13 protein-coding genes and 1 pseudogene are annotated in these 16,980 nt (G+C 53.9%); 4 read left to right on the top strand and 10 right to left on the bottom strand.

Going from position 1 to position 16,980, the window contains the following annotated elements:
* Window positions 1–182, bottom strand: a pseudogene (locus tag BLP78_RS15845) (cytochrome c oxidase subunit II); the annotation flags it as partial.
* 1,225 nt (window positions 183–1,407) lie between these two features.
* On the opposite strand from BLP78_RS15845, the gene BLP78_RS14730 reads away from it, so the two are divergent.
* Window positions 1,408–1,980, top strand: coding sequence for a peroxiredoxin family protein (locus BLP78_RS14730; RefSeq protein WP_090460475.1), 573 nt, complete (start codon window positions 1,408–1,410; stop codon window positions 1,978–1,980).
* A 102-nt stretch (window positions 1,981–2,082) separates the two neighbouring features.
* On the opposite strand, the gene BLP78_RS14725 is transcribed toward BLP78_RS14730, so the two are convergent.
* The 4 genes from BLP78_RS14725 to lolA are packed head-to-tail and all read right to left on the bottom strand — an operon-like array spanning window position 2,083 to window position 6,157.
* Window positions 2,083–2,793 (bottom strand): DUF6781 family protein, encoded by a 711-nt coding sequence (locus BLP78_RS14725; protein ID WP_090460473.1) that lies wholly within the window; start codon window positions 2,791–2,793, stop codon window positions 2,083–2,085.
* A gap of 35 nt (window positions 2,794–2,828) precedes the next feature.
* Window positions 2,829–4,187 (bottom strand): serine--tRNA ligase, encoded by a 1,359-nt coding sequence (gene serS / locus BLP78_RS14720; protein WP_090460471.1) that lies wholly within the window; start codon window positions 4,185–4,187, stop codon window positions 2,829–2,831.
* A 37-nt stretch (window positions 4,188–4,224) separates the two neighbouring features.
* On the bottom strand, window positions 4,225–5,541 hold the full coding sequence (locus BLP78_RS14715; protein WP_090460469.1) for a replication-associated recombination protein A: 1,317 nt from the start codon (window positions 5,539–5,541) through the stop codon (window positions 4,225–4,227).
* Entirely contained in the window at window positions 5,534–6,157 is a 624-nt protein-coding gene (lolA, locus tag BLP78_RS14710) for an outer membrane lipoprotein periplasmic chaperone LolA (protein WP_090460467.1), read from the bottom strand. The genes BLP78_RS14715 and lolA overlap by 8 nt, the downstream gene beginning before the upstream one ends.
* A 400-nt stretch (window positions 6,158–6,557) precedes the next feature.
* On the opposite strand from lolA, the gene BLP78_RS14705 reads away from it, so the two are divergent.
* Window positions 6,558–7,367, top strand: coding sequence for a methane monooxygenase/ammonia monooxygenase subunit C (locus BLP78_RS14705; protein WP_090460465.1), 810 nt, complete (start codon window positions 6,558–6,560; stop codon window positions 7,365–7,367).
* 167 nt (window positions 7,368–7,534) lie between these two features.
* On the opposite strand, the gene BLP78_RS14700 is transcribed toward BLP78_RS14705, so the two are convergent.
* The 5 genes from BLP78_RS14700 to BLP78_RS14680 form a co-directional block, all read right to left on the bottom strand.
* Window positions 7,535–9,829: a DNA translocase FtsK gene (locus tag BLP78_RS14700; RefSeq protein ID WP_090460463.1), complete on the bottom strand. Its 2,295-nt coding sequence runs from the start codon at window positions 9,827–9,829 to the stop codon at window positions 7,535–7,537.
* A gap of 179 nt (window positions 9,830–10,008) precedes the next feature.
* Window positions 10,009–11,337, bottom strand: a complete 1,329-nt coding sequence (glcF, locus tag BLP78_RS14695; protein ID WP_090460461.1) for a glycolate oxidase subunit GlcF — start codon at window positions 11,335–11,337, stop codon at window positions 10,009–10,011.
* 240 nt (window positions 11,338–11,577) lie between these two features.
* Window positions 11,578–12,690 (bottom strand): glycolate oxidase subunit GlcE, encoded by a 1,113-nt coding sequence (glcE, locus tag BLP78_RS14690; RefSeq protein ID WP_090460459.1) that lies wholly within the window; start codon window positions 12,688–12,690, stop codon window positions 11,578–11,580.
* 46 nt (window positions 12,691–12,736) lie between these two features.
* Window positions 12,737–14,191, bottom strand: coding sequence for an FAD-linked oxidase C-terminal domain-containing protein (locus tag BLP78_RS14685; protein WP_090460457.1), 1,455 nt, complete (start codon window positions 14,189–14,191; stop codon window positions 12,737–12,739).
* Window positions 14,192–14,209: 18 nt separating this feature from the next.
* Window positions 14,210–15,157, bottom strand: a complete 948-nt coding sequence (locus BLP78_RS14680) for a 2-hydroxy-3-oxopropionate reductase (protein WP_090460455.1) — start codon at window positions 15,155–15,157, stop codon at window positions 14,210–14,212.
* A 385-nt stretch (window positions 15,158–15,542) separates the two neighbouring features.
* Between BLP78_RS14680 and BLP78_RS15695 the strand changes: the two genes are divergently transcribed.
* Both BLP78_RS15695 and BLP78_RS14675 read left to right on the top strand, forming a co-directional pair.
* Window positions 15,543–15,713 carry a hypothetical protein gene (locus BLP78_RS15695; protein ID WP_176752888.1) on the top strand — a complete coding sequence of 57 codons (171 nt, stop codon included), beginning with the start codon at window positions 15,543–15,545 and terminating at the stop codon, window positions 15,711–15,713.
* Window positions 15,710–16,864 (top strand): NAD(P)/FAD-dependent oxidoreductase, encoded by a 1,155-nt coding sequence (locus BLP78_RS14675; RefSeq protein WP_090460453.1) that lies wholly within the window; start codon window positions 15,710–15,712, stop codon window positions 16,862–16,864. Before BLP78_RS15695 ends, BLP78_RS14675 begins: the two co-directional genes overlap by 4 nt.
* Window positions 16,865–16,980 lie beyond the last annotated feature (116 nt).

Raw genomic sequence — 16,980 nt, 5'->3', positions numbered from 1 at the left:
ACGAATATCACCAGGCATATCCATAAAACCAGCGTGTGAAGATCATATATCTGCTGGGCTATCGGCGTTTGCGGCTCGGGCAAGTTTAACTGGTATGGGTCCGCCGCTGCCGCCATTCCCAGCCCGGAATACAATGCGGTCGCCACAATCCCAACTATGGTTGCTGCTGCTTTGCTACTCATATCTCCCCCCACTTGATTGCTGAATACAGTACGAGCCAATAATTCCAAAATTTTACGACCTTTGACTGGTCCCACGGACTGGCTTCCAGATCATTTTTGTTTAGCTCGGCGCCTACCTGATAGCCGGGAAAAAAGCATCCTGATTACCGGATGTTTTCTGCCTAATAGCCATGTTGCGAATGTCGGTAATTGTGTTATTCTACGGCCTTATGCCGATTTTAAACATTAAGAATAATGGCATGCCCATAAGTTCAAAGTTTGAACTGAAAACAAAAATTTGTTATGCGCAGTCATTAATAAAATCTAAACAATTAATTTCCTGATTAATACTCAATACCGGATCATCAAAACAGGAAACGAACGAAAGCTCATCAAACCGGGTTACGTTTATATCATGAAAATTTTATGTACTATGCTTATCGTATTAAGCATAGTACATAAATTGCCGAAGTTGCCTTAACCCATATTTAATGCGGTTTTCAGGCTGAAATTATTCCGATTTTCTGTTGGCGCCGATCAAATTTCTTCAGAATTTCACAACATCTGTTTCAACTATTATCCGAATCGCCACTACTGAAACGGAAAAATTCTACCACAGCAAAATGGAGCGTACAAGAAAGAAACTTTATCCCGTTAAGCAAAATTAATAATGCCCCTATTCTAAAAAACGGTATTTCCCCCTCTTTTAATTGTGGTAATTTTACCCTATTTGAATTATGGTAATACGAGTATTCAGGCGCCAATTTATCCTTTTGGCATAGCGCGGCCCCGCTCCGTACGGCGCAGTTTACCATTGAGCTTGTCATTGTTGAATCTCTATCGTCACCTGCATGATTAGAAGGGCTTTGTATAGCGAAAATGAAATAAATGAGCTTGCCCTGAAGCTATCACGGGATAGCGGTGGAAGGGATACCGGTGAAGATGCGGCTTCGCCCGCCCAGGTTGAAGTACCATATTCATAACACCGTGGCCATCCGGCGAAGAAAAATTGTGCTTGCTTGACGAGTCAGACGGGTTCCGCCTATTATTACAGCGGCAAAAAAAAGCGTGAAGGTGCTTCGGAGGCATGAATAACGGCAAACCCGCATTCCGGAGTCTCCTGATACTTACATCGACCCCGGCAAACTGGGTTCGTTATAATAAGGCTTGAGATTTTCGCGGCGGCGCCATTTTGTTTTAATTATTCAGCGGTTCTATTTGATGAGATTTTCCAGAGGGTATGAGAATGGCGGAAACCAGTAACGCGGCTACGGCAAGCATGGCTCCGGAGCTGCAAACGTCAGGATGGTTCAATACGCCGCGACCGATTACGCTCGCCTCACTGCGGGGGAAAGTGGTTGTATTGCATACTTTTCAGATTTTCTGTCCCGGTTGCGTGCAGGTAGGTATTCCGCAGGCGCAGAGAATATATCAGGAATTCGATCCTGATCGCGTAGCAGTGATCGGGTTGCACACGGTATTCGAACATCACGCCGTGATGGGCCCCGACGCCCTCGAAGTATTTATACATGAGTATCGGCTGCGATTTCCGATTGGTATCGACAAGTATGACGGCGAACCAAAAGGCATTCCGTTGACCATGCATGCTTATCGGATGCAGGGCACGCCATCCCTGGTTCTGATCGATAGAACCGGGCACATCCGTCTGCATAAATTCGGACATGTGAGCGATCTTACGATTGGATTCTCGATCGGTACGCTGCTTTCCGAAGAAATTGATGAATCTTCCGGCATGGCTGAAGCTATCCCGACGGGTAGTGGGGGTAGCGCTTGCGACACGGACGGCTGCAGCGTCTGATTTGCAGGTTGAACAGGCCATTGCAGGACCTTGGGGTCCATGGCATCATTCCAATGATCAGCCGGTGGAGTTTTTCCGGAGTCGCTCATTTAGAAAAGTCGGTTAACCTCGATCTGTCTTGGGTATATCGTCCGGTTTAACGCGCTCTGCAATCCCGGCAAGTACTCCGGCAGTTGCTTCACGCATCAGATTGGTGATGGCATGAGTCAGCTCGATGCCCGCCTCTAGCTGGTTCTGCCCGACCGAGGTCATCTGCTGATTAAAAACCACGAGGGTGTCCTTCACCTGAGAACCAACCGCGGTTCCGTTGCGTTTGGCGTGGCCAATCAAATCCCCCAGGGTTTCCTTCACCAGTTCCTGAGCGGCGGAAGCGGATGCCTGTACGACGTCCAGAAAAAGTGTCTCAACACTCTCCAGTTCAGTGCGGGCGCGGGTAAGCTCCTCATTTGAAAATTTTTGCGCCCGGCCTGCAGCCTCCTCCAAAGCCAGCTTTGAAGCTTCGGCAAGCTGCGCGAGTGCGGCATCCAATCCGGCGACCGCATCGCGTACAGGCTCCAATACTGCTTGCGTCTGCGCAGGTGCTTGTTGCAATTTTTGTTGCGCGCCTTCACTCACTCCTTTCATCACCGCCGTCACGACTTTCCGTAGCGATTTCTGATCCTGGTCCTGCGTACTCAAGGCTTTCACCGTGAAATCCCGAACTTCTTCACGGACGTTGTTTCCATGGGCAATGCTGTTGCGCACTTTGGCCTCGAGCGCGGATGTGTCCGAAATTGTGTCAGGAGAAGCTTCACCGCCGGTTACGTTTTGCATGATAAAAACTCCCTAAGTGATGAAAAAATAGTGATCTACGCTGTAAGCCGAACAAGACCGCCCATATAAGGTTGCAGAATTTCCGGAATGGATACGCTGCCATCGGAATTTTGAAAATTTTCCAGAATCGCCACCAGCGTCCGTCCCACCGCCAACCCCGAGCCGTTAACGGTATGCAATAATTCCGGTTTACCTTTTTCGTTGCGAAAGCGCGCCTGCATGCGCCGCGCCTGGAATGCCTCGCAATTACTGCATGAAGAAATTTCGCGAAAGACATTCTGCTCCGGCAACCAGACTTCGATGTCATATGTTTTAGCCGCCGAGAAACCCATATCCGCCGTGCACAAGGTCATTACGCGATAAGGCAATTCCAGTTTCTGAAGAATCGTTTCCGCATGAGTGGTCAACTCCTCCAGTGCTTCGTAGGAATGTTGTGGATGCACAATCTGCACCAGCTCTACCTTCTCGAACTGATGCTGCCGGATCATGCCACGCGTATCCCTGCCATAGCTTCCCGCTTCCGAGCGGAAACATGGTGTATGCGCGGTGAGCTTGATGGGGAGCGATTCGAGAGCAACGATTCGATCGCGCACCATGTTGGAGAGTGGAACTTCGGCGGTGGGGATCAGATACAGATCATCCCCTTCGGGCTGATAGGGCGAATTACCCGTGAACGCGTCTTGATAATTCTCTTGCCCCGAAAGAACTTCAACCGAACCTGCCTTTTTTCGGGGGATCTCGAACAGGTCCTCCTTGAACTTCGGCAACTGCCCGGTGCCCCGCAAGCTTTCCGCATTAACCAGATAGGGGACATATGTCTCGGTATAGCCGTGCTCCTGCGTATGTGTGTCCAGCATGAATTGCGCAAGAGCGCGGTGAAGCCGTGCGAGCGCGCCTGTCATCAAGCTGAAACGTGCGCCGCTGAGCTTGGTGGCGGTGGGAAAATCCAGCAATCCCAGACCCTCGCCTACGCTCACATGATCTCTCACCATAAAATCGAATGTGCGCGGTGTTCCCCAACGGCGCACCTCCTGGTTATCGGCTTCACTAATGCCCTCCGGCACGCTGCCATGGGGCAGGTTGGGAATCTGCAACAATAGTTGCTGCAACCCAGTTTGCGTTTTTTGTAACCGGGCTTCCGCCTGCCTTAGCTCGTCGCCAAGATCAGCCACCTCCGCAAGGATACCCGAGACGTCCTCTCCTCTGCTTTTGGCGTTACCGATCTGTCTGGAGGCGGCATTTCGCCGCGCCTGAAGCTCCTCCGTATGGGTCTGCAGATTCTTGCGTTCCGCCTCCAGGGCGCTGAATTCCGTAGTCGGAAAAACATAATTACGCGTGGCGAGAACCCTGGCCACATGGGCCAGATCGGTACGTAACAATTGAATATCTAACATCCTAACTCCAAAAAACGTGTGCCGGGCAATAACAGCCTTATCCAGGCTTTTTCTTTGCCTGTTTGTCGAGTTCGCGCAAGTACGTCAGCCTTTCGGATATCCTACTTTCGAATCCTCGCGTGACCGGTTCGTAAAATTTAATCTCCGGCATGCCTTCCGGGAGATAATTTTCTCCAGCGGCGTAGGCTTCGGGATCGTCATGAGCATAGCGGTAGTCTCGCCCAAAGCCCATATCCTTCATCAGGCGGGTAGGTGCGTTGCGCAAATGCTCAGGTACGCGGCGTGACTTATCGCCGCTGATAAAAGATCGGATTTTATTATACGCAAGGTAAGCGGCGTTGCTCTTGGGCGCACAAGCGAGATAAAGCGCCGCTTGCGCCAGCGCTAATTCCCCCTCCGGGCTGCCCAGGCGCTCGTAAGTCTCCGAAGCATCGAGCGCTACCCGTAACGCACGCGGATCGGCCAGACCGATGTCCTCCACGGATGCTCGAATCAAGCGCCGCGCTATGTAGCGTGGATCGGCGCCTCCGTCCAACATCCGGCACATCCAGTAGAGCGTCGCGTCCGGGTTGGAACCACGCAGGGATTTATGAAGCGCCGAAATCTGGTCGAAATACTCATCTCCGCCTTTATCAAAGCGGCGCTTGGCGCGGGAAAGCGCATTATGCACATACTCCGCTTCTATTTCCGCAATTCCCTCGGTCGTTGCCGCGGTTTTTATCTGTTCGAGAAAGTTGAGCAGACGCCGCGCGTCACCGTCCGAATATTCGATCAATAAGCGTCTGGCGTCATCGGAAAAATTCAATCCCTGCAATGCGAGATACTCCGCTCGCTTGAACAAGGTAGCGAGCTCATCTTCGGATAAGGCAGTGAGAACATAAACCTGTGCCCGGGACAGTAATGCGCTGTTAACCTCAAACGAAGGATTCTCGGTAGTGGCCCCGATGAATGTCACCAACCCCTGTTCGACATAGGGTAGAAACGCGTCCTGTTGCGATTTGTTGAAGCGATGCACTTCATCCACAAATAGGATCGTGTGACGTCCGGATTGCTGCAATACGGCCTGTGCGCGTTCAATCGCTTCCCTGATATCCTTGACGCCCGATAACACCGCCGACAAGGCGATGAATTCAGCATCAAACACCCTCGCCATTAGTCGTGCCAGCGTCGTTTTGCCGGTGCCGGGCGGCCCCCACAGTATCATCGAATGCGGCTTGCCGGATTCAAACGCAAGACGTAGCGGCTTGCCCGGGCCGAGCAAATGAGACTGCCCAACAACATCCTTCAGTTCATGAGGACGCAACTGCTCGGCGAGCGGCGCGACAGCTTCACGTTGACCGAACAAGTCAGTCACTGATCACGTCCGCACCTTCCGGTGGGCTGAATTTAAACAATTCCGGCGCCAACCTGGGGTTTTGTTCCACTCGGCTAAAGGTAAGCACCGTGGTCTGGCCGAAGTTATCATGCAACTCCATGCTCTTCAGGGCGCCCCCCGGTGCGAATCCCAGGCGCACCCATTCAAACGTGCTTTCCTTGGCTTTGGGTTTGGCTTCCAGCCACTCTGTGTCTCCCTGCAAGCCGATTTCCGTTAGATCGAAATTATTTTCAATGTCACTGTTCCCTGCAAGCAACGCTGCGGGGGTGCTGCCGATAGCGACATCAAGCTTGCGCACGGTTACCTGATTAAGATCACGATCATAAAACCATATGCGGGAACCATCGCCCACAATAAGCTGCTCGTACGGTTTCTCGTAAATCCATCGAAACTTGCCCGGACGCTCGAATTGCATCGTACCGCCGCCTTTTTGTACCGCGCGTCCACTTCTATCGAGAACAGTCTGTGAAAACACCGATCTAACAGTACGGGTATTCTGAATGAAATTCTTGAGACTGCTTATCGCACTTGCCTCAGCGGTAGAGATAAACAAAAAGAACAGCAAAAAAATCCAGCATCGTTCCGGTAGCTTCATGGTATTCCTTAAGTCATCAAGGGAAGTATTATAAAGAAGTGCTTTCGCCCGTGTGGAATAAGCCCGGTTTACCTGAAAATACCATTTTTCCGATTTTCCAGATCGTAAGCTGGTTTGATCTGGTTTCGCCTGCGATTTTACCGGCTTCCGTTTTTTCCCGGCCAAAAATGTCCCGCATCATGTCGAAAGCATCTCGGGGAGCAAGCTGTGATCAGCACTTTCCCGGAAGATATCGTATTCCGGGAGATATCGTATATATGAACCAGGCTGAAAAGCCGGCATAAAAATGTTGGAACCGTCCTATAACAACAAAGTCTAATTTTTGCTGGCGGAGAATAGTTCCCCGTCAACTTAATGTTGGTAGTTATTCTCTCAACTATTGGCAACAGGAGGAAACAACATGGCAACAACACTGGAAACATCGGGTCACGCCAAGGCAAGCGGCCGGGACTACGACATGTCGGAGTGGTATGACTCGAGGTGGTACAAATTCGGGCTCATCACCATGCTGCTGGTAGCGATATTCTGGGTTTGGTACCAGCGGACCTACGCCTACTCGCACGGCATGGACTCCATGGAACCCGAGTTTGAGAAAGTATGGATGGGACTATGGCGCGTCCACATGATCGTCATGCCGATCTTTGCCCTCATCACCTGGGGCTGGATCTGGAAGACCCGCGACACCAACCTGGACAACCTTGACCCCAAACTGGAAGTCAAGCGTTACTTCTACTGGATGATGTGGCTGGGCGTTTATCTGTTTGGTGTTTACTGGGGCGGCAGCTTCTTCACCGAGCAAGACGCCTCCTGGCACCAGGTCATCATCCGCGACACCAGCTTCACCCCCAGCCACGTCGTCGTATTTTATGGCTCCTTCCCCATGTACATCGTCTGCGGCGTGGCAAGCTACCTGTACGCCATGACCCGCCTGCCGCTGTACTCCCGGGGCACCTCGTTCCCGCTCGTCATGGCCATAGCCGGACCGCTCATGATCCTGCCGAACGTAGGCTTGAACGAATGGGGTCATGCCTTCTGGTTCATGGAAGAACTCTTCAGCGCACCGCTGCACTGGGGCTTCGTCATCCTGGGCTGGTCGGGACTGTTTGCAGGCGGGATTGCAGCACAGATCATCACCCGCTACTCCAACCTGACCGACGTCGTCTGGAATGGCCAAAGCAAAGTCATCCTCAACAACCGGATCGTACCGTAATCGGCTGGAAAATTGACCTGAACCACGCTCGGACCGCCCGCTCTCCAAGGAATCCGGAGAGGAGGGCGGTCTTGATTTATGCAACAACTTCGTCCTTTTTTAAAGCACGAACAAAAGTAGCAGACCGGTATTCTTGCAATTCGTCGTGATGTCGTCTTTCACATCGACTAGTCGTTGCGCGCCGGGACTAATACCTCCCGATTACCGTTGGTCTGCATGGCTGAAACCAGGCCTGCACGTTCCATTTCTTCAATCAGGCGCGCAGCGCGGTTATAGCCGATACGCAAGTGCCGCTGTACCAGCGAGATTGAAGCGCGGCGTGACTTGAGCACCATCGCAACCGCGTCGTCGTAAAGCGGATCGGCTTCGCTGCCTTCCTGACCTGCTATGCCAGCGCTTTCGCTCGCGCCGCCCTCATCTTCGATAGAATTAAGTACGCCGTCCACATAACGCGGCGCACCATGCGCCTTCAGGTATTCCACCACCCTGTGCACTTCCTGATCGGCGACGAAAGCGCCATGCACCCGTTGCGGATAACCGCTGCCGGGAGGCAGATAAAGCATGTCGCCCTGCCCAAGCAGCGCCTCCGCCCCCATCTGATCCAGAATGGTGCGCGAATCCACCTTGCTGGACACCTGAAACGCCACGCGGGTCGGAATATTGGCTTTGATAAGGCCGGTAATCACATCGACCGAAGGCCGCTGCGTGGCGAGCAGCAAATGCACACCGGCGGCACGTGCTTTCTGCGCCAGCCGAGCAATCAATTCCTCGACTTTTTTGCCCACCACCATCATCAAATCCGCCAATTCATCTATTACCACTACGATCAATGGCATCTCTTCCAGCGGCTCTGGTGCGTCCGGCGTCAAGCTGAATGGATTGGTCAATGGCTGTTCGCTCTTGATTGCATCCCGGACTTTCTGGTTATACCCACCGAGGTTACGCACACCCAGCGCAGACATCAGCTTGTAGCGCCGCTCCATTTCCGCCACCCCCCACCGCAGCGCGCTAGCCGCCTGGCGCATATCCGTCACCACGGGCGCCAGCAGATGCGGAATGCCTTCATAAACCGACAACTCGAGCATTTTTGGATCTACCAGAATCAGGCGCACCTGCTCAGGCGTAGCCTTATAGATAAGGCTCAGTATCATGGCGTTGATTGCCACCGATTTGCCTGATCCGGTCGTTCCCGCAACCAGCACATGGGGCATTCTGGCCAGGTCCGCTACTACCGGATGGCCGCCGATGTCCTTGCCTAACGCCATGGTCAGCGGCGACGCCATCTCGGCATAAGCTTGCGAACTGAGAATTTCCGATAGCCGCACCACCTGCCGCTTGGGGTTGGGAATCTCCAGACCCATGCTGGTCTTTCCCGGAATGGTTTCCACCACGCGTATGCTCACAACCGACAACGAACGCGCCAGATCTTTCACCAGATTGAGAATCTGGTTGCCCTTTACACCCACAGCGGGCTCGATCTCGTACCGGGTAATGACGGGGCCGGGATAAGCGGCCACCACCTTGACCTCCACGCCAAAATCGATCAGCTTCCGCTCGATCAGGCGCGAAGTAAATTCGAGCGTGTCGGTCGACAGGATTTCCACATCCTTTTTCGCCGGCTCATCCAGCAGGCGCAACGGCGGCAAAGGCGAATCGGGTAAATCGACGAATAGCGGCGTCTGTTTTTCCTTGATCACCCGCGGCGACTTCGGAATCATGGTGGCGGGCTGCTCGATATGTAAAGGCGGATTTTCCTGGAAACGTTTTTTCCCGACCTCGACCAATTCGTCCCGCTTGATTGCCGAGGCCAGGCCCGCGCGGCGATCCTGCCAGTCTTCCCAACGGCGCCTGACGATCAGGCAGCTTCCCTCTATCACCGCGCCCAGCTTCTCGACGAAACGCAGCCACGACAGACCGGTAAACAAGCTGAAGCCGATCGCGATCAATGTCATCAGCGCCAGCGTCGTGCCGGTAAAGCCCAGCATCTGCGACAGGTTCTTGCTGATTATCAGGCCCAGCACACCGCCCGGCGTCTGGGGCAACGTTATTTGGAGCGTATAAAAGCGCAATGCTTCAAGTCCGCTGCTGGCGAACAGCAAAACAAGAAAACCGACAGCCGAAACAAACAATGGGCGACGATCGAATATGCCCCCATCGATACGGTGATAAGCCCACGTTACGAGAAAAGCGCAAAATAACACCCACCACCAGGCTGAAACGCCGAATAGATATAGCAGCAAGTCCGCCAGCCAAGCCCCCGCCGTCCCGCCGGGATTTTGCACGGTCGCCGCGCCACTATGGGACCACCCGGGATCGGCACGCTCATATCCATGGAATATCAGCACTAGGTAAAGCGCAACGCCGAGCAATGCGAGCCCCGCGGATTCGCGCAGCAGCCTGACAACCCTCGGCGGCAAGGGATTGGGGCTTGATTTTTTCGCCATAGACTTGACAGAGCTCATGGATAGTCTCGGGCTGACAGAAGAATACGGAAAGAAATCCGATTATATAGGGTTACATCAGGGCAAAAAAGCAGCGTCGCCGCCTTGGCATCGTATGGAAGAAGATGAAGAAAGACGATCACATATGCACCGCTACCAGCGGCACAAAGCTCAAGAATTTTACTTGATCTCTCATTCCTTTACTTGCGCGGCGGATTCAACTGGCCGGACGTCGTTACCTGGAGTTTTTCGTCCAGTATTTCGATCCAGTGCTCGACTGGCAACGACGTACCGCTCCGGACGTGCATGAGGCATCCTATATTGGCGGTCGCGATCCGGATTGGCTGGCCCGATTCCAGCGCCGTTACCTTGTTTTTCAGTAGCTGTTGCGACAGTTCAGGCTGCAAAATGGAGTAGGTGCCTGCCGATCCGCAGCAAAGATGCGCATCCGGCACATAAGTCAATTCAAAGCCTGCGGCAACCAGAATCTTCTCGGCAACACCCCGGATTTGCATTCCATGTTGCAGAGTACAGGGGGAATGGAAGGCGAGCCTGGGGTTTTTTATGTCACCCGTGTTCGCCAGCGGTCTGTCGAGGAGTGACGCGAGTGCTTGGGTCTCGGCTTCCAGGATTTCGCTGATATCTTTAGTCAGTTCGGAAATCCGTGCCGCCTTTTCCGCATAGGCAGGATCATGACGCAATAAATGGCCATATTCCTTTACGGTCACGCCGCAACCACTGGCGGTCATGACGATGGCTTCCACTCCAGTTGCCCCTTCTCCTCCTCCGTCATCTTGCATTCCGACATACGGCCACCAGGCGTCCACATTGCGGCGCATGTAATCCAGCCCTTCCTGCTGGGCATTAAGATGGTAAGACACGGCGCCGCAGCAACCTGCATTCGGCGCCTTGATGAGGGATATGCCGAGCTTATCCAATATTCTTGCGGCTGCGGCGTTGATGTTAGGCGCCAGCGTCGGCTGTACGCAGCCTTCCAGCACCAGCATTTTGCGTTGATGTTGTACAGGAGGCTGAGAGAACCGTGGTCCCGCAGGTTGAGAATTCTTAATATGCGGTATTGAATCCCGAAGCACACCCGGCAGTAACGGGCGCGCAGACCGCCCCAGCTTCAGCAATGAAGCAAACATCCCTGGGTTGGGTAGCGTCTGGCGCAATGCATATCGGACAGTAGCTGCAGCGAAACTGCGTCCCACCTTTTTCTCAACAATGCCACGGCCGATATCCACCAACCGTCCATATTGCACGCCGGAGGGACAAACCGTCTCGCAGGCGCGGCAAGTGAGACAACGGTCGAGATGCAATTGTGTCTTTTGCGTGACCGGTGCGCCTTCCAGCACCTGTTTTATCAAATAGATACGCCCACGCGGGCTATCCAGTTCGTCGCCCAGCAACTGATAAGTCGGGCAGGTGGCAAGGCAGAAGCCGCAATGAACGCAATTCCGCAGTATCGCCTCCGCTTCCTGTCCTTCCGGAGAGTCTTTGATGAAGTCGGCGAGATGGGTTTGCATTTACCCTAAATCCGGTAGTTGACCGCTCATTTAATAGGTCCGTGTCATGATTAATAACAATATTTCATATATTTGACGCTCACTTTCCGGGTGAGGGCGCTACGGGGTGAATTGCACAGTTTTTGCGGCACATGGCTGCGTTGCAACTTCTTGGAATGGAACGACCATTCCGCGTCGTTGCGCCTTGCCCTGTACCCCAAAAACCGCACACTTCACCCCGTCCAACTACCGGATTTAGGTTTATATTTCCGGGTATATCCGGCCGGGATTGAGTATACGCATAGGGTCGAATTTTTCTTTCAGGCGGCGAGTGATATTCATCATAGCCGGCGTGAGCGGATGAAACACGGGGGCGCACGATCCGTCGCTGCGAAATAAAGTAGCATGACCGCCCGCGGCTTTCGCCGCACTGCGTATCGCGGAATGCACGGCCTCGGTATCCGCATCAGCCGAGTCCATTACCAGCCAGCGCAACGCTCCACCCCATTCGATCAATTGATTCCCGGGCAGCGATAGTGGCGGAGTCGTCGATTTTATGGAGAGTCGCCAGAGCGGCTTCCTTGTCTGAAAAAGCGGGTGGGTCTGTTCGCGCACTGTTTCCCAGAAAACGGCGCCGTCATCGATTTCCTCCCCACCCATTATCGCACGCGCGGCGCGCACGGCAGGGGCTGCACCGGAGAGCCTCAAAAAAAGGACACCATCGCAGAAACAGATTGCGGAAACCGGTAACGGTTTACCTGCCCAAAAATTCATCTTTTCGATGGCTTCCGTCTCGTTCATCGGTAAGCACAGCGTAAGCTCCATTGCCGGTAGCGGCAGCACTTTGAGGGAAACCTCGAGCAAGAGACCCAGCGTGCCCATCGAACCCGTCATCAAACGCGAGACATCGTAGCCGGCGACATTCTTCATGACCTGGCCGCCAAAACGCAGATCCTCTCCTCTACCATCCAGCATGCGCACTCCCAGCACAAAGTCGCGTACCGCGCCGGCGGATGCCCGGCGCGGACCGGACAAGCCGGTAGCAACACAACCACCGAGGGTAGCGCCAGCACCAAAATGGGGCGGCTCGAAAGCCAGCATCTGACCGTGCCTGGCCAGTTCGGTTTCAAGATCGGACAGTCGCGTCCCTGCGCGAGCGGTGACCACCAGCTCGGTAGGTTCGTAATCGACTATACCGGCGTAAGCGGTGGCATCGAGAATGCCGCCACCCGAAGGAAGAGGATCGGCCAGGGCCAGGGGAACAACGCGACTGCCATAGAAATCCTTGGTGCCGCCGCTGCGTATTATTAATGGCTCGTCAGCGCTGCCGGCCGCTTGAATGGTGTCGGCAAATTGATCGATGAGATATTGCATGCCTAATCCTTGCCAGTCTTCAGACTGTGCATCGCCTCATCAATTTTCAAAACCTCGGCAGTCCTGGGAATTTTTCTTCGCCGCGATGCACATGCATGGCGCCATGCTCGGCGCAACGGCGTAGCGTCGGCACCGCTTTTCCGGGATTCAGCAGTCCATCCGGATCAAAGGCCGCCTTTACCGCATGAAACATCTTCAGTTCGCCGATCTTGAACTGAGAACACATCTGGTCGATTTTTTCCATACCGACTCCATGCTCACCCGTAATGGTTCCCCCGGCCTGAATACACATCTGAAGTATCCTTGCGCCAAATTTCTCGGTTAATTCAAGCTCTCCCGGCTGATTTGCGTCGTAAAGAATCAGCGGATGCAAGTTGCCGTCGCCGGCATGGAAGACATTCATGCAACGCAGGCCATACTCGACGGAGAGCGCTTCGATTCCGGACAATACGTTTGCAAGACTCTTGCGGGGAATGGTTCCGTCCATGCAGTAGTAATCCGGCGATATGCGGCCCGCTGCCGGGAAGGCAGCTTTGCGTCCAGCCCAGAATTTGAGCCGCTCGGCCTCATCGCGGGACGTCCTGATCTCGATCGCGCCGCTTCTTGCCATGATTTCGTTAATATGCCGGATTTCTTCTGCCACTTCCTCTGCCGTACCGTCGGCTTCGCATAGCAGAATCGCGGCCGCATCAAGGTTGTAGCCCGCATGCACGTACTCCTCCACGGCGCGGGTAGTGATTTTATCCATCATTTCCATACCGGCCGGAATAATACCCGCGCCGATCACGTTCGCCACCGCATCACCGGCACTACGCAGGTCATTAAATGCAGCAAGGACCACCTGGGCTTTTTCCGGCTTGGGCGTGAGTTTTACGGTAACTTCAGTCACGACCCCCAACATGCCCTCGCTGCCCGTCATGAGCGCCAGCAGGTCGTAACCTGGCGCATCCAGCCCATCAGCGCCGATTTCAAGGATCTCGCCATCTATGGTTATCACGCGCAGTTTGATAATGTTATGCACAGTGAGTCCATATTTCAGGCAGTGTACGCCTCCCGAATTTTCGGCCACATTACCGCCGATGGAGCAGGCAATCTGCGATGACGGATCGGGTGCATAATATAGCCCATGCGCTGCCGCCGCTTCGCTGATGGCGAGATTGCGCACCCCTGGCTGCACCCGCGCAGTGCGTGCAACCGGGTCAAGCTCAAGTATTTGTTTCAACTTGGCGAGCGACAGAAGCACACCTTCCGCATGGGGCAGCGCGCCCCCGGACAGGCCGGTTCCCGCCCCGCGTGCCACTACCGGGATTTTTGCTACGTAACACACCTCTAAAATTTCGATCACTTCATTTTCGGTTCGCGGCAGTGCCACGATCAAGGGCATTTGCCGGTATGCCGACAAGCCATCGCACTCGTAGGGCCTCAGGTCCTCGATCTCATGAAGCACTGCATCGGATGGCAGAAAGGTGCGTAGCCTGGAAACAAGCTCGAGCGCATTCATCTCAATTATTAAACTCGGTTAATTCGATTCTTTTTGCGAATCCTGAATCGAATCGTTAATTTCATGATTCGACAATTTTTCCAGTATTTGTATCATTGCTGCGCTATCCAACTTCGCGCCGCCATGGGCAATGCATGCATTGAACATTTGCTGAACGGCGGCGGTATTGGGCAAACTGATGCCCAACGCATGTGCATTAGAGAGTGCGAGATCCAAATCCTTCCGATGCAATTCTATGCGGAATCCCGGCTCGAACGCGCGCTTGATCATACGCTCGCCATGAACTTCCAGGACGCGCGATGAAGCAAACCCACCCATCAGCGCCTGGCGCACCCTGGCTGGATCGGCGCCGGCCTTGGACGCAAACAGCAGGCCCTCGCCGACAGCCTCGATAGTAAGCGCAGCGATGATCTGGTTGGCAATCTTGCAAACCTGACCTGCGCCATTCTCTCCGATCAGCGTTATTGTTTTTCCCAGTAATTCGAGAACATGCCTGATCTTCTCGAATACCGGTTCCGTTGCGCCTACCATAATGGTAAGGGTTGCATTCATTGCGCCTATATCGCCACCGGACACGGGCGCATCCACATAGTCACAACCGAGCTTGTTGATAGCGGCAGCGAATGTTCTGGTTTCGATGGGAGAGATGGAGCTCATATCCATCACGATCTTGCCTGCAATCGGGCTTTCGCGATTGCTGCCGCTCAGCTCGCGCAACCCTTCGACCACGCCATTCTTGCCGAACAGCACCTGTTCCACATCCTGCGTATCAGGCAGCATGGTGATGACAATGTCGGCGCCTTGTGCGACTTTGCTGGGCGAAGAGCAGGCCTTGCCCCCCAGCTTGAGCAATTCATCCGGCACGCCACTGCGGGAATGCAGAAACAATGTGTGGCCGCCCTTGATAAGGTGCCCGGCCATGGGCTTTCCCATGATACCGAGGCCGATGAAACCGATACTTGTCATTTTTTGCTCATCAGCACTTGAAGTCCTGCCGGTTATCTCAGTTATACTTTTGGGCCCGCTCGCGTCATTCACGGATTTTCGCGGGTGGCGAGGTTTCGCTAGTGTAAACTTTCTCGCGATCCGGGTGCCGAATACGAGAGCGTATTTCTAACGCATGCTCATATTTTTTAGCTAGCGTAGGTGTACATCCAACATTCTTGCCGTTGGAAATAAACGTTGGGGTTCCTTCGTCACCCCAACCTACGAGATAATTTTTTGGACCGCGTCATTGCTGCGTACGGATAGGACATGGGTGACCGAATGATGGGTTATGCTTCGCTCCACCAATCCTACAAACAGGGTCCCGTTGCCGAGCTTGAATACCAGACTATCACAAGGAAACGGAATGATCGAATTTCAACAAGGCAGGCGTAATCGCTGCATTTTTATCTATGTTAATACAAAAGTCGCTCGACACAATATGAACACACTCGCCTGCGTGGGGACCATGCGCGAAAAAAGACGTAATGCTGCCATGATGAGTGCCGGTCTTGCACTGCCGGGGGCACAGGCATGAGCAAGGACCCGGTAATCATCATCGGTAGCGGTATCGGCGGTTATACCGTGGCCCGGGAATTTCGCAAGTTGGATGCGGAAACGCCTATCCTGATCATTTCCGCGGATCATGGCGGATTTTACTCCAAGCCGATGCTTTCGAACGCCCTGGCGACCGGGAAAACACCTGCATCCATACTGAATGCCAGCGCCGAGAAAATGGCCGCACAGCTGAAGATGACGATCCGGCCCTATAGCCGGGTGGCGGCCATTGATCCATCCGGTAAAACTATAACCCTGGAAGGTGGGGAGAAATTATCCTATAGCCAGCTCGTTCTGGCGCTGGGGGCTGATGCAATCCGGTTGCCGCTGGAAGGCGAGGGGACGGGAGATATTCTTTCCGTAAACGATCTCGATGACTACGAGCGTTTGCGGAATGTTCTGGAAGGAAAAAAAGAGGTGACCATCCTGGGCGCGGGCCTGATCGGTTGCGAATTCGCCAATGACCTGACCATGGCGGGTTACCGGGTACGCGTGATCGATATCAGTGCACAACCTCTGGGTCGGCTGCTACCGCAAGCTGGCGGTGCCTTCATGCAACGCAGGCTGGAAGCAGCCGGTGTCGTTTTTCACCTGGGTGCGGCGACTCAATATGTGGAACGTGTACAAGAAAGCCTGCGTCTGACGCTCGCCAATGGAGAAATCATCCAGACGGATATCGTGCTTTCCGCTGTCGGGTTGCGTCCACGGACCGCACTGGCTCAAGCAGCCGGTATTGCGGTGAATCGCGGTATCTCGGTCAACCGCTCGCTGCAAACCTGTTATGAGGATATTTATGCTTTGGGCGACTGCGCCGAAGTGGAAGGTAGAGTATTGCCATTCGTGATGCCGATCATGCATGCGGCGCGCGGACTCGCGGCAACGCTTGCCCAGACCCTGACTCCAGTACGCTACCCTGCCATGCCTGTGCTGGTAAAGACACCGGCTTGCCCAGCAGTAGTGTCACCGCCCGACGCAGGGAAACAGGGAGAGTGGCTGGTAGAGGAAGACGAAAACGGGGTCAAAGCCTTGTTTCAAGGTGTGGAAGGCGAATTGCTGGGATACGCGCTGCTGGGTGTTTCAACCAAGGAAAAAAACGCGCTTGCCGCGCAGTTGCCGGCAGTGATGGAATAACTTCGCCAATGTCGATTCGTCGAGGGTGTCCTTGATTTTGTGTAATCGGGGAATCGTTTAATGCTGTGGCATACGCTCATCGAACATGATGGTAAATCGATTTAGTGCCGCTTTCC

It is taken from the genome of Nitrosospira sp. Nsp1 (genome assembly GCF_900100985.1).
Taxonomy (GTDB): Bacteria; Pseudomonadota; Gammaproteobacteria; order Burkholderiales; family Nitrosomonadaceae; genus Nitrosospira.
Note: the sequence above shows the minus strand (reverse complement) of the source record. Positions and strands in the feature narration are given on the sequence as shown.